Origin of the sequence: Flavobacterium enshiense DK69 (assembly GCF_000498495.1) — a bacterium.
Taxonomy (GTDB): domain Bacteria; phylum Bacteroidota; class Bacteroidia; order Flavobacteriales; family Flavobacteriaceae; genus Flavobacterium; species Flavobacterium enshiense.
The window spans coordinates 62,603-75,533 of sequence record NZ_AVCS01000009.1 but is presented as its reverse complement, the minus strand read 5'-3'; the positions used below and the strand labels follow the sequence as shown (position 1 = coordinate 75,533).

The 12,931-nt window shown below is 40.3% G+C and carries 17 protein-coding genes and 1 riboswitch; all 17 genes read left to right on the top strand.

Annotation, left to right across the window (positions count from 1 at the left end):
* Positions 1 to 142 precede the first annotated feature (142 nt).
* The 17 genes from rplM to FEDK69T_RS15665 all read left to right on the top strand — a co-directional run bounded on the left by rplM (position 143) and on the right by FEDK69T_RS15665 (position 12,931).
* On the top strand, positions 143 to 598 hold the full coding sequence (gene rplM, locus FEDK69T_RS06240; RefSeq protein WP_023573307.1) for a 50S ribosomal protein L13: 456 nt from the start codon (positions 143 to 145) through the stop codon (positions 596 to 598).
* Positions 598 to 984 carry a 30S ribosomal protein S9 gene (gene rpsI / locus FEDK69T_RS06235; protein ID WP_035630211.1) on the top strand — a complete coding sequence of 129 codons (387 nt, stop codon included), beginning with the start codon at positions 598 to 600 and terminating at the stop codon, positions 982 to 984. Before rplM ends, rpsI begins: the two co-directional genes overlap by 1 nt.
* Positions 985 to 1,122: 138 nt before the next feature.
* On the top strand, positions 1,123 to 1,887 hold the full coding sequence (gene rpsB, locus FEDK69T_RS06230; protein ID WP_035630330.1) for a 30S ribosomal protein S2: 765 nt from the start codon (positions 1,123 to 1,125) through the stop codon (positions 1,885 to 1,887).
* A gap of 139 nt (positions 1,888 to 2,026) precedes the next feature.
* Positions 2,027 to 2,848 carry a translation elongation factor Ts gene (tsf, locus tag FEDK69T_RS06225; RefSeq protein ID WP_035630212.1) on the top strand — a complete coding sequence of 274 codons (822 nt, stop codon included), beginning with the start codon at positions 2,027 to 2,029 and terminating at the stop codon, positions 2,846 to 2,848.
* A 91-nt stretch (positions 2,849 to 2,939) separates the two neighbouring features.
* Positions 2,940 to 3,608, top strand: coding sequence for a queuosine precursor transporter (locus FEDK69T_RS06220; RefSeq protein WP_023573303.1), 669 nt, complete (start codon positions 2,940 to 2,942; stop codon positions 3,606 to 3,608).
* Between the two features lie 136 nt (positions 3,609 to 3,744).
* Positions 3,745 to 4,002 carry a hypothetical protein gene (locus tag FEDK69T_RS06215; protein ID WP_023573302.1) on the top strand — a complete coding sequence of 86 codons (258 nt, stop codon included), beginning with the start codon at positions 3,745 to 3,747 and terminating at the stop codon, positions 4,000 to 4,002.
* Between the two features lie 135 nt (positions 4,003 to 4,137).
* Complete coding sequence (locus FEDK69T_RS06210) at positions 4,138 to 4,701, top strand: DNA-3-methyladenine glycosylase I (RefSeq protein WP_023573301.1); 564 nt, start codon at positions 4,138 to 4,140, stop codon at positions 4,699 to 4,701.
* A 174-nt stretch (positions 4,702 to 4,875) separates the two neighbouring features.
* A riboswitch (TPP riboswitch) is annotated at positions 4,876 to 4,972 on the top strand.
* Between the two features lie 67 nt (positions 4,973 to 5,039).
* Positions 5,040 to 5,246, top strand: coding sequence for a sulfur carrier protein ThiS (gene thiS / locus FEDK69T_RS06205; protein WP_023573300.1), 207 nt, complete (start codon positions 5,040 to 5,042; stop codon positions 5,244 to 5,246).
* A 203-nt stretch (positions 5,247 to 5,449) separates the two neighbouring features.
* A complete protein-coding gene (gene thiC, locus FEDK69T_RS06200) occupies positions 5,450 to 7,273 on the top strand; it encodes a phosphomethylpyrimidine synthase ThiC (RefSeq protein ID WP_023573299.1) in 1,824 nt (607 codons plus the stop codon).
* 98 nt (positions 7,274 to 7,371) lie between these two features.
* Positions 7,372 to 7,956: a thiamine phosphate synthase gene (locus tag FEDK69T_RS06195; RefSeq protein WP_023573297.1), complete on the top strand. Its 585-nt coding sequence runs from the start codon at positions 7,372 to 7,374 to the stop codon at positions 7,954 to 7,956.
* The gene (locus FEDK69T_RS06190) at positions 7,929 to 8,684 is read left to right on the top strand and encodes a hydroxymethylpyrimidine/phosphomethylpyrimidine kinase (RefSeq protein ID WP_035630214.1); all 756 of its coding nucleotides are present in this window, start codon (positions 7,929 to 7,931) and stop codon (positions 8,682 to 8,684) included. Before FEDK69T_RS06195 ends, FEDK69T_RS06190 begins: the two co-directional genes overlap by 28 nt.
* Complete coding sequence (locus FEDK69T_RS06185; protein ID WP_035630215.1) at positions 8,677 to 9,300, top strand: thiamine phosphate synthase; 624 nt, start codon at positions 8,677 to 8,679, stop codon at positions 9,298 to 9,300. Before FEDK69T_RS06190 ends, FEDK69T_RS06185 begins: the two co-directional genes overlap by 8 nt.
* A complete protein-coding gene (locus FEDK69T_RS06180; RefSeq protein WP_035630216.1) occupies positions 9,287 to 10,057 on the top strand; it encodes a thiazole synthase in 771 nt (256 codons plus the stop codon). The genes FEDK69T_RS06185 and FEDK69T_RS06180 overlap by 14 nt, the downstream gene beginning before the upstream one ends.
* 1 nt (position 10,058) lies before the next feature.
* On the top strand, positions 10,059 to 11,174 hold the full coding sequence (thiH, locus tag FEDK69T_RS06175; RefSeq protein ID WP_023573293.1) for a 2-iminoacetate synthase ThiH: 1,116 nt from the start codon (positions 10,059 to 10,061) through the stop codon (positions 11,172 to 11,174).
* A 46-nt stretch (positions 11,175 to 11,220) separates the two neighbouring features.
* Entirely contained in the window at positions 11,221 to 11,931 is a 711-nt protein-coding gene (locus FEDK69T_RS06170; protein WP_023573292.1) for a HesA/MoeB/ThiF family protein, read from the top strand.
* A 45-nt stretch (positions 11,932 to 11,976) separates the two neighbouring features.
* Positions 11,977 to 12,756 carry a YoaK family protein gene (locus FEDK69T_RS06165; protein ID WP_035630217.1) on the top strand — a complete coding sequence of 260 codons (780 nt, stop codon included), beginning with the start codon at positions 11,977 to 11,979 and terminating at the stop codon, positions 12,754 to 12,756.
* Positions 12,710 to 12,931, top strand: coding sequence for a VF530 family protein (locus FEDK69T_RS15665; protein WP_081711704.1), 222 nt, complete (start codon positions 12,710 to 12,712; stop codon positions 12,929 to 12,931). The genes FEDK69T_RS06165 and FEDK69T_RS15665 overlap by 47 nt, the downstream gene beginning before the upstream one ends.

Below are 12,931 nucleotides of genomic sequence, written 5' to 3'. Positions count from 1 at the left end.
CAGTTTACAAAGCTAACAATTAACTAGTCGTCTGACAATCAACTTATAAAATTATCCCCCATGAGTTTGTATAATAAATAAATAATTGTACTTTTGCACTCCCTTTATTGGGGATGGAATGTTTAATTAAAATAAAAAAAACGTGGACAATTTAAGCTACAAGACAGTATCAGTAAACAAAGCGGGTGCTCAGAAAGAGTGGATCGTTGTGGATGCTGAAGGTCATAACTTAGGTCGTTTTGCTTCTAAAGTTGCAATGCTTTTAAGAGGTAAATACAAGCCAAGTTATACGCCGCATGTGGACTGTGGAGACAACGTAATCGTTATCAACGCAGAGAAAATCAACCTAACAGGTAACAAATTAGACGACAAAATTTACATGCGTCACACTGGTTACCCAGGAGGTCAAAGAACTTTAACTGCTAGAGTACAGCAACAAAAAAACCCAGCTGTATTAGTAGAGAAAGCTGTAAAAGGAATGCTACCTAAAAACAAATTAGGTGCTGAGTTATTCCGCAATTTGAACGTATATGTAGGTTCTGAGCACAAACACGAAGCTCAACAACCTAAAACTGTAAACTTAAACGATCTTAAGTAATGGGAGTTATTCACAAAATCGGTAGAAGAAAATGTGCTGTAGCACGTGTTTATGTTACTGAAGGATCAGGAAACATCACCGTAAACAAAAAAGATTTCGCAACTTACTTCCCAACTGCTACATTACAGTACAAAGTAATGCAACCTCTTTCTATGACTGAGAACGCATCTAACTTTGACGTAAAAGTTAATGTATATGGTGGTGGTACTACAGGACAAGCTGAGGCTGTTCGTATGGCTATCGCAAGAGCAATGTGCGAAGTAGAAGCTGAAAACAGAGCAATCTTAAAACCAGAAGGTTTACTAACTCGTGACCCTCGTATGGTTGAGCGTAAGAAATTCGGTCAGAAGAAAGCTCGTAAGAGATTCCAGTTCTCTAAACGTTAATATTTATTATTATTTAAAAACACTAAGTTTTTGTTGCTCTCCCATTGAGGTGGGAATTAGTTTAGCATCTAAATGGTTCAGACCGAGACAATCGCTACTCAACCATTGCTAATTCAACAGAACGTAAACTATTACAAAATGGCAAACAAAGTAGAAGTTAAAGAATTACTAGAAGCAGGTGTTCACTTCGGACACATGACTAGAAAATGGGATCCAAACATGGCTCCTTACATCTATATGGAGCGTAATGGTATTCACATTATCAATCTATATAAAACTGCAGCTAAAATCGAAGAAGCTAACGAGGCTTTGAAAAAAATCGCTGCATCTGGTAGAAAAGTACTTTTCGTAGCTACCAAAAAACAAGCTAAAGATATCGTTGCAGAAAAAGCTACTGCAGCTAACATGCCTTTCATCACTGAAAGATGGCCAGGTGGTATGTTGACTAACTTCGTTACTATCCGTAAAGCTGTTAAGAAAATGGCTTCTATCGATAAAATGAAGAAAGACGGTACTTTCATGACTTTATCTAAAAAAGAACGTTTACAAGTAGATCGTCTACGTGCTAAATTGGAAAAGAACTTAGGTTCTATTGCAGACATGACAAGACTTCCTGCGGCGTTATTCGTTGTAGATATCAAAGCAGAACACATCGCTGTTAAAGAAGCTCAAAAATTAAACATTCCAGTTTTCGCTATGGTAGATACCAACTCTGACCCACGTCAGGTTGACTATGTTATCCCAGCAAACGATGATGCTTCAAAATCAATCGACAAAGTTTTATCTTTAGTATCTGGCGCTATCATTGAAGGACTTTCTGATAGAAAATCTGACAAAGAAGAGCAACCGGCTGGAGAAGTAGCAGCAGCTCAAACTGAAGCAACAACTTCAACTGAAGAATAAATAAAAAATTAATTCCAAATTTTAAATTCCAAGCTCCAATCAAAATCTGTAACGTTTCGTTCATGATTTGAAAACATTGGAATTAAGGATTTGAGATTTGGAATTTTTACTTTTAACACAAATTAAATTTTATAAAACTATGGCAACAATAACTGCTGCAGACGTAAATAAATTAAGAACCATCACCGGAGCTGGTATGATGGATTGTAAAAAAGCATTAGTGGAAGCTGATGGAGATTTCGATTTAGCTATCGAAAACTTACGTAAAAAAGGTCAAAAAGTAGCTGCTAACCGTTCTGACAGAGAATCTACAGAAGGTGCTGCTATCGCTGTGGTAAACGCTGACAACACTGCTGGTGTGGTTATCACTTTGAACTGTGAGACTGACTTCGTTGGTAAAAATGAAGGTTTCGTGAAATTAGCTACAGATTTAGCTAACCAAGCGTTAAACTACGCTGATAAAGATGCTTTCTTAGCTTCTGATTTCGGTGGTATCACAGTTAACGAAAAATTAATCGAGCAAACTGGTGTTATCGGTGAAAAAATTGAAGTAGGTCAGTTCGAGCGTTTAGAAGGTGCTTTCGTAGGATCTTACATCCACGCTGGAAAAATCGCTACTTTAGTTGCTTTATCAGCTAACGTTAATGGTGGTGACGAAGCTGCTAAAAACGTAGCTATGCAAGCTGCTGCGATGAACCCAATCGCTTTAGATGAGGCTGGAGTTGATGCTTCTATCATCGAAAAAGAAATCGAAATCGCTAAAGAACAATTACGTGCTGAAGGAAAACCAGAAGCTATGTTAGACAACATCGCTAAAGGAAAAATCCAACGTTTCTACAAAGACAACACTTTGGTAAACCAGGATTTCATCAAAGACGGTTCTATGAGCGTTGCTTCATACATCAAATCTGTTGACGGTGGTTTAACTGTTACAGGTTTCAGACGTGTAGCTTTAGGATAATCAATCCTCACTTATATTACAAAACCTCAGTCGTAAGATTGGGGTTTTTTTATTCTCAGAAATAACGTACTTTTGGATTTAAACCCAGTGTATGTTCAAAACCAAGAAAGACATCGTCTACATTATATTGGCCGGGATTTTCATAACCAATGCAATTGTAGCCGAATTGACAGGCGGTAAACTCATCCAGATCGGCCCGTTCATCATGAGCATCGGCATCCTGCCTTGGCCCATCGTTTTCATCACTACAGACATCATCAATGAACATTTCGGCCGCGATGGCGTTAAAAAACTGTCTTTCATAACCGCAGGATTGATTGCTTACTGCATACTCGTTCTATTCATTGGCACCAAAATCCCAGCCTTTGAAACAGGCGAAACCGTGAATGACGAACAATTTTATGCCGTCTTCGGGCAAGGTCTGTTCATCATGGTAGCGAGCATCATTGCCTTTTTGGTTTCCCAGTTGATCGATGTAAGCATCTTTTGGTTCTTAAGAAACAAAACCGGAAAAAAAATGATTTGGCTGCGAAGTACCGGTTCGACCATATTCTCCCAATTGATAGACAGTTTTATTGTGACCGGAATCGCTTTTTGGCTGACCGGAAAAATCACTACCACCCAATACCTGAATATGTCGGCTACAGGCTACGTTTTCAAATTAATCCTCGCCGTTGTTTTAACACCTTTAATTTATCTGGGCCACTACGTTATTGAACGATATCTGAACGAAACAAATTCCGAAACTGACATTCAATAATTCAATTAGAGGTTATCAAAGCATTTTGCGCATTTTAACCCAAAATTCTCTCATTTCAACAAAAAAAAACTTTTCCCAATATTGGTTATCAACACATTAGCTAATTTTAACATATCAACAATTAAAAATATAAGCTATGAAAAAGTATGCATTACTATTGGGAGCACTGGGAGTTGTGCTGATTGCATTTGCATTTACCACAAATACAAAACAAAACGACCAGGGAGACAAAATCACCATTTGCCATTTTCCAGCAGGAAATAAGACTAATGGTCACGAAATAACAATTAGTAAAAAAGAGTGGCCTACTCATCAATCTCACCATGGCGATTATGAGAAAACCCCATATGGCAGCAGAGGTTGTCCTTGCTTAGAAGAACAACAACCCCAATAGTTTTTTAAAAAACAACACAAAAAGAGCAATTATTTACACTAATTGCTCTTTTTATATGTTGATTTATATGATTAACAAAATATTTTTCATCTTTCGAAAAGAGTTTTACTTTATATTTGATTCAAAGGAATGAAGATGAATCTTAAAAACCGATGTGCCTGGTGCGAAAAAGATGACCTGTACCGAAACTACCACGATACCGAGTGGGGCGTTCCCGTGTACAACGACCAGAAAATTTTCGAGTTTCTGATTCTGGAAACCTTTCAGGCCGGATTGAGCTGGTATACCGTTTTGGCGAAAAGGGAAAACTTCCGAAACGCTTTCGACAACTTCGATTACAAAAAAGTTGCCGACTATTCCGAAGCTAAAATCGAAGCATTAAAACAAGACGCCGGCATCATTCGTAACGGTTTAAAAATCAAAGCCGCCGTGACCAATGCCATCGCTTTTATGGAAGTCCAAAAAGAATTCGGCACTTTTTCCAACTACATTTGGGGCTTTGTAAACCACCAGCCTCAGGACAACAAACCCAAAACCAAAAAAGAAGTCCCCGCCACTTCCGAAATCTCCGACGCACTGAGCAAAGATCTAAAGAAACGCGGCTTCAAATTCGTAGGCTCCACAGTTGTATATGCCCATATGCAGGCCACCGGAATGGTCAACGATCACGTGGAAGATTGCTGGACGAGGAATCAATAAGGAGATAGCAGGTGGCAGATAGCAGGCTTCAGCATTGCTCAAAAATCTGAACGTATCTACAATCTGCGTTCTGCAATCTGCGTTCTGCAATCTGTATTCTGCCTTCTAAAATTTCCTGAAAGAAAAAAATTTCCAAAATTTAACAGTCATCCTTTAAAATAAAAATATACATTTGTCTCACTTTAGGGGTGTCTGCAACGCGCAGGCTGAGATTTTACCCTCTGAACCTGATCTGGTTAATACCAGCGTAGGGAAAAGTAAGATGACTTCATTCGAGTGCTTTCAAGTGCGCATTGCAGCCATTCCTAAAGTATTTTCATATACTAAATCCAACAGGAATGGAACTAAAAATCAACAACCAATACAAACAATTCGAAAGCGAAAGCCTTTCCGCAAAAGCTTTGCTTGACATTGAATTTCCGAACAAACAAAACGGAATCGCGCTTGCCGTGAACAATACCGTCATCCCAAAAACCCACTGGGAGACCACTACCCTGTCCGAAACTGATGATATTTTAATCATTACAGCCACACAAGGCGGGTAATAAGGCTGCACGTACGGGCTGTCCGTTGCAAGTCCGCAGTCAAAAACTAAAAAAACATAGTCCTGCAAGCGGCTTCCGTTGGTCGCCCATTACAGCACTTGTTTTTAACAGTTTTTTACTTTACGGGCTTTCCGCTTCCATCCCTGGCAGAATCCGGCACATTAAAAACGATTTTCATACAAACCAATAAAGCAATTCTAAACATGAATTCAGAAGAAAAAATATCCAGACATCCCTTCCCTAATTCCACGAAAGTTTATATCGACGGTGAAATCCATCCGATAAAAGTCGCCATGCGCGAAATCGGACTTTCCGATACCAAATTAGCCAATGGCGGCATCGAAAAGAATCCTCCGGTAACCGTTTACGATACTTCGGGACCTTATACCGACCCAAATATCGAAATCGATGTCCGTAAAGGCTTGCCAAGAATCCGCGAACAATGGATTCTCGACCGCAACGACGTGGAAGAACTAACTGAGATTTCCTCAGATTACGGAAAACAACGCCTGAATGATGAAAAACTGAATCATCTGCGTTTCGAATATTTACACAAACCGATGCGAGCCAAAAAAGGAGCGAATGTCACGCAACTGTATTATGCCAAACAAGGCATCATCACGCCCGAAATGGAATACATCGCCATTCGTGAAAATCAGCGCATCGAACAGTTGGAAACAGCACAAAAAACGATGCAGTGCCAACACGCCGGACACAGTTTCGGAGCGAACACACCTAAAAACAAAATCACCCCGGAATTCGTACGCAGCGAAGTAGCTGCCGGCCGCGCCATCATCCCGAACAACATCAACCACCCTGAAAGCGAACCCATGATCGTAGGGCGTAATTTCCTGGTAAAAATCAACGCCAACATTGGAAACAGCGCGGTTACCTCCTCTATTGAAGAAGAAGTAGAAAAAGCAGTATGGGCGTGCCGCTGGGGAGCCGACACCATCATGGATTTATCCACAGGAAAGAACATACATGAAACCCGCGAATGGATCATCCGAAATTCCCCTGTACCTATCGGAACTGTTCCTATTTACCAAGCTTTGGAAAAAGTAAAAGGCGTCGCTGAAGACTTAACTTGGGAAATTTTCCGGGACACCTTAATCGAACAGGCTGAACAAGGAGTTTCCTATTTCACGATTCACGCCGGAGTCTTATTGCGTTACATTCATTTGACAGCTAACCGCGTGACCGGAATCGTTTCCCGTGGGGGCTCCATCATGGCCAAATGGTGTTTGTTCCACCACAAAGAAAACTTCCTGTATACCCATTTTGAGGAAATCTGCGAAATCATGAAGCAATACGACGTTGCTTTTTCATTAGGAGACGGTTTGCGTCCCGGTTCCATTGCAGATGCCAATGACGCTGCCCAATTCGCCGAACTGGAAACTTTGGGCGAACTGACTAAAATTGCATGGAAACATGACGTTCAGGTTTTCATCGAAGGTCCGGGCCACGTCCCAATGCACATGATCAAGGAAAATATGGATAAGCAATTAGAGCACTGCTCCGAAGCACCTTTCTATACATTAGGCCCCTTAACCACCGATATCGCCCCGGGTTATGACCATATCACTTCCGCAATCGGAGCGGCCATGATAGGCTGGTACGGTTGTGCGATGCTTTGCTATGTAACACCAAAAGAGCATCTCGGCTTGCCAAATAAAAAAGACGTAAAAGACGGCGTGATAACCTATAAAATTGCAGCCCATGCTGCGGACTTGGCCAAAGGTCACCCGGGAGCACAATACCGCGACAATGCATTGAGCAAAGCACGTTTCGAATTCCGTTGGGAAGACCAGTTCAATTTGGCTTTAGATCCAGACACTGCAAGGGAATTCCATGACGAAACCCTTCCGGCTGATGGCGCTAAAGTGGCGCATTTCTGTTCTATGTGTGGACCGAAATTCTGTTCCATGAAAATATCACAGGAAATCCGTGACGTAGCCGAGGCCGAAAAAGGAATGAAAGGAAAATCGGAAGAGTTTGTAGAAAGTGGCAAAGAGATTTATGTATAAAGAACAAAGATGAAAGAACATGGAAAATAGAGAAAGACTTCTGTAAATTCTATTTTCTATTCTCTATTTTCTTTGTTCATGAATCAAAAATTTTTAAAATGATCGTTATTACCAATCCGACTAACATTGAAAACGAAATCAGCATTATCCATTCGCTTTTTGCGGAAGGGTTGCCACTATTACATGTGCGAAAGCCTGGTTTTTCAGAAGCGGAACTAAAGTCATTTCTATCGGAAATCGGATTGGAATTTCGAAGTCACTTGGTTTTACACAGCAGCCATCATTTGGCCGACACCTTAGGTATTAAACGATTACATTTCTCGGAAAGTAACCGAAGTAAAGCCAAACTATTTTCAGAATCAAAATGGATAAAATCAGCATCAGTTCACACCATTCAAGAGTTCAACACACTGGGAGACAATTGGAACTACGCTTTTTTGAGTCCGATTTTCCCCAGCATTTCAAAATCAGATTACGTTTCCGATTGCAATCATCTCGAAGCAATAAAACAACGCACCAATTTCAATACGAAACTTGTTGCTTTGGGTGGGATCTCATCAGAAAACATTCAAAAAACACTTGGAAACGGTTTTGATGATGTCGCACTATTGGGAAGCATCTGGCTAAATACTAACCCTATTGAAAATTTTAAAAAATGTCAGCAACTCGCCCTTACGTTTTAACTATTGCCGGACATGATCCATCAGGCGGTGCCGGTATTTTGTCGGACATCAAAACATTCGAACAGCATCGGGTTTACGGTCTGGCCATTACTACCGGAAATACTATCCAGACGGAAAATCAATTCTATACGATACAATGGACCGATTTGGATTTTGTACTGGATTCAATAAAAAAAATATTTCGGACTTATGATATAAAAGCCGTGAAAATAGGAATTGTTCCTTCATTGGAATATTTAAAAAAAATTGTTTCCCAGATAAAAAAACATTCTCCCAGAACAAAAATCATTTGGGATACCGTATTGAAATCGACCACCGAATTTGAATTCACAACCGTGGAAAACAAAGCGGAACTGCTTAAAATTTTAAAGAAAATCGATCTGATTACGCCGAACTACAGTGAAATACTGAAACTTTCCGATTCGAAAAATTCAGCAGAAGAAATTGCTCACGAGCTTTCAAGCCATTGTCCCGTTTTACTGAAAGGCGGACATCATCCCAAGCAAAAAGGGGTAGACTATCTCTTCATGGACGAAGAATGTGCAAAATTGGTCAGTACCACGGTCGTTACTTCCGAAAAACATGGTTCCGGTTGTGTCCTATCGTCTGCTATTACAGCAAATATCGCTTTAGGACATGATTTTATTTTATCATCAATGAAAGCCAAAAAATATATAGAAAAATACCTAACCTCTAACACAACTTTATTAGGATATCACCATGTTTAGCAAACTACAATATATCTCTCAGGGAAAAACGGCTGAAGAACAACTGTACAACATCCATCAGGCTTTGGATAACGGATGCGACTGGATTCAGTTGCGTTTCAAAAACGGAAATCCACAGGAACTTTTCACTTTGGCAGAAGCCGCAAAAACACTTTGTGAAGAATACCTGGCGACTTTCATTATTAACGACAAAGTTGATTTAGCACTTCAAGTCAATGCTGACGGCGTTCATTTAGGGTTGAATGACATGAAAATTGAAGAAGCTCGAAACATATTAGGCAACCATAAAATTATAGGCGGAACAGCAAATACATTAGAAGATGTTTTGCTACGCATTAAAGAAAATTGCGATTATATAGGATTAGGCCCTTTCCGATTTACCACTACTAAAGACAATCTCAGCCCGATTTTAGGGTTACAGGGTTATCTGAACATTGTCGCCCAAATGAAAGCCCAAAACATGGACATCCCTGTTTATGCCATTGGCGGAATTCAGTTAGAGGATATTGAATCACTAATGGAAACCGGAATACACGGCATTGCTATATCAGGTCTGATCACCGAAAGCCCTCAATTATTAACACAACTCAACGAAAAAATATATGTCAACATTTAACATAGCCGATAAAACTTTTACATCACGATTGTTTTTGGGAACAGGAAAATTCGGTTCCAACCAGCAAATGGAAGAAGCAATCCTGGCCTCTGAAAGTGAATTGGTAACCGTAGCCCTAAAACGCGTTGATCTGGAAACCGAAACCGATGCGATTTTGTCACACATCAACCATCCACACATCAACCTGTTACCAAACACATCGGGAGCCCGCAATGCGAAAGAAGCCATTTTTGCAGCGCAGTTGGCAAGAGAGGCATTGGAAACAAATTGGCTGAAACTTGAAATTCATCCCGACCCGAAATATTTATTGCCTGACCCGATAGAAACCCTGAAAGCGACTGAAGAATTAGCTAAACTTGGCTTCATCATCCTTCCTTACATTCATGCGGATCCTGTTTTATGTAAACGACTGGAAGATGCAGGAACGTCGGCAGTGATGCCTTTAGGCTCACCAATCGGAAGCAACAAAGGCTTAAAAACCGAAGATTTTCTTGAAATCATAATCGAGCAAAGCAAAGTTCCAGTCATTGTCGATGCCGGAATTGGCGCACCTTCTCATGCCGCCAAAGCCATGGAAATGGGTGCCGATGCCGTTTTGGTAAACACCGCTATTGCCGTAGCAGGGAATCCGAAACTAATGGCCGAAGCTTTTAAGGAAGCCGTTATTTCAGGAAGAAAAGCCTATGAAGCGCAATTGGCACAAACAATGAACAAAGCAGTAGCTTCAAGTCCGTTGACAGCATTTTTATATGAATAACATGAATACTTTTAAATCTGTTTTTGAAACTTACAGCTGGGATTCGGTACAAACCAAAATCAATCAAACCACTTCCAGGGAGGTTGAAATGGCATTAGCCAAAAGCAAAAGAAATCTGGATGATTTTCTGATTCTTATTTCACCGGCTGCAAAGCCTTATCTGGAGGAAATGGCGCAGCAAAGCCATGTCTTGACTAAAAAGCGTTTCGGAAAAACCATCCAGATGTATACCCCGATGTATCTGAGCAACGAATGCCAGAACATCTGTACCTATTGCGGTTTCAGCTTAGACAATAAGATTAAGCGAAAAACACTTACGGAGAGCGAGATTGAACTCGAAATGGCCGAACTGAAAAAAACAGGATTTGATCATGTGCTGTTAGTAACCGGAGAAGCAAATTATACGGTAAACATCAACTATTTCCTGAACGCTGTAGCACAAATCAAAAAGGAGTTTTCTTCAATATCGATTGAAGTTCAGCCCTTATCGGAAGAAGAATACCGACAGTTACACGAAGTAGGCGTTCATACTGTTTTGGTGTATCAGGAAACCTACCATCGGGAAGTTTATAAAGAATATCACCCTAAAGGAAAAAAATCCAACTTCGATTTCCGCTTGGAAACTCCCGATCGCGTAGGTAAAGCTGGCATTCATAAAATAGGGTTGGGCGTTTTGCTGGGATTGGAAGACTGGCGCACGGACAGCTTTTTCAATGCCTTGCACCTGGATTACCTTCAGAAAACGTACTGGCAGAGTAAATACTCTGTTTCCTTTCCCCGATTGCGACCGGCGGAAGGAATTATCGAACCGAACTTTATCATGGAGGACAGTGATTTGCTCCAGCTGATTTGCGCCTACCGACTTTGGAACGAAGATCTTGAAATATCGATTTCCACACGTGAAAACGAGAAATTCAGAAACAATGTCATTCCGATTGGCGTAACATCAATGAGCGCCGGTTCAAAAACCAACCCAGGTGGTTATGTAGTTGACGTGGAATCGCTGGAACAATTTGAAACCAGTGATGAACGCTCAGCTCAGGAAATCGCTTCCATAATTGCAAGCAAAGGTTATGAACCGGTTTGGAAAGACTGGGATAAAGCCTACACCTCCTAAGCATCTTTATACTTATCCCTTTTCACTTTTCCCTTAAAATTAAATTATGATTACAATACACGATTACTTACGCTATGGCAAACCCATGTTGCTTACCGAAGTGGGCGAAGCCGGTCAGTTAAAACTCAAAAACGCCAAAGTACTGGTTATTGGCGCAGGGGGCTTGGGCTGCCCGGTCTTGCAGTATCTGGCGGCTTCTGGAGTTGGCAGCATCGGTCTTGTCGATTTTGACAAGGTTGAACTACATAACCTTCACCGACAGATTTTATATACCGAAATCAACATTGACAATTCCAAAGCTATCGCTGCCAAAACGGTTTTGGAGACTTTAAATCCGCATATTGAAGTGCGTGCTTTTAAGGAGAAACTGACGGCTCAAAATGCAGAACACATCCTTAAGGATTTTGACGTCATTGTGGATGGCTGTGACAATTTTTCGACTCGTTATCTGGTGAACGATACTTGTGTTAGACTAGGCAAAGCACTGGTTTATGGAAGCATCCTGAAATTTGAAGGACAAATCGCTGTTTTTAACAACAAAGGCTCCAAAAACCTACGTGACCTGTTTCCCCAGCCTCCGAATCCGGAAGATGTCCCAAATTGCAGCGTAAATGGCGTGATGGGAACCTTACCGGGTATTATCGGAACCATGATGGCACACGAAACCTTAAAACTGATCATGGATTTGCCAACGCTGGAAAATGAACTGGTTCTATTCAGCACCCTGAATTGGAACTTTACGAAACTGAAATTTTAACTATATTTATACATTGAAAGAATTTATCAAAATCTTCTTTTATCAATGTTTAGACACCGAGGTAAGAACAGAACATTCAGGCACAACTTACGATTGGCTTCCAATCTCTCTTTGGTTGCTGGAATAGTGAACAGCGTTGGTGTTTTGGCTATTAGCACACTAACCACTAATGTAACAGGTCATTTTGCTTATTTCTCTGAAGAATTAATTACAGGACAATTTACCAAAGCAATTCCGTTCATTCTTTATATTCTCTTTTTCTTTTTGGGAGCTTTCGTTTCGAATTCTTTTATTGAAATAGCAATTATCAACAAGAAGAAATACATACACACCACACCAATGTTCCTGGAAATATTTCTGCTTGTCCTGGCAGGTTTTTGGAATGATTGGAATTTTAAGGTAGGTGAAAACACAAACCAAATCGCATACATTCTTTTGTTTTCAATGGGTTTACAGAATGCTTTGGTAACCAAAATATCACAGTCAACAGTCCGTACCACACACCTTACCGGACTCTTTACCGATTTGGGGATTGAAATCTCCCAATATTTTTTCTACAGAAATCATCCGAATACCGTCAACCTAAAAAAAAACATTTTTCTGAAACTTTCAATTATAGTTTTCTTTTTTGCCGGCTGCATTTCGGGTACACTTTTGTTTTATCAGATTGGCACCAAAACACTACTTGTAGCAGCCACACTGATTACAATCGCATTAACCATGAATAATCTGATATTTTATTATACTTTCACGCGAAGAAAATTCAGAAGAAAAAAGAATGAGCAAAGATCCACTACACGGCATAACCTTAAAGACAATCGTTGAAGAATTAGTTGATTTCTATGGTTTTGACACCCTGGAAGAACTGATCCCCATTAAGTGTTTTAAGATAAATCCATCGGTAAAATCAAGTTTGACGTTCCTAAGAAAGACCGATTGGGCCCGAAAAAAAGTGGAAGAACTCTACATCAGGACTTTGCCGAAAATGAAAAAAGAGTAA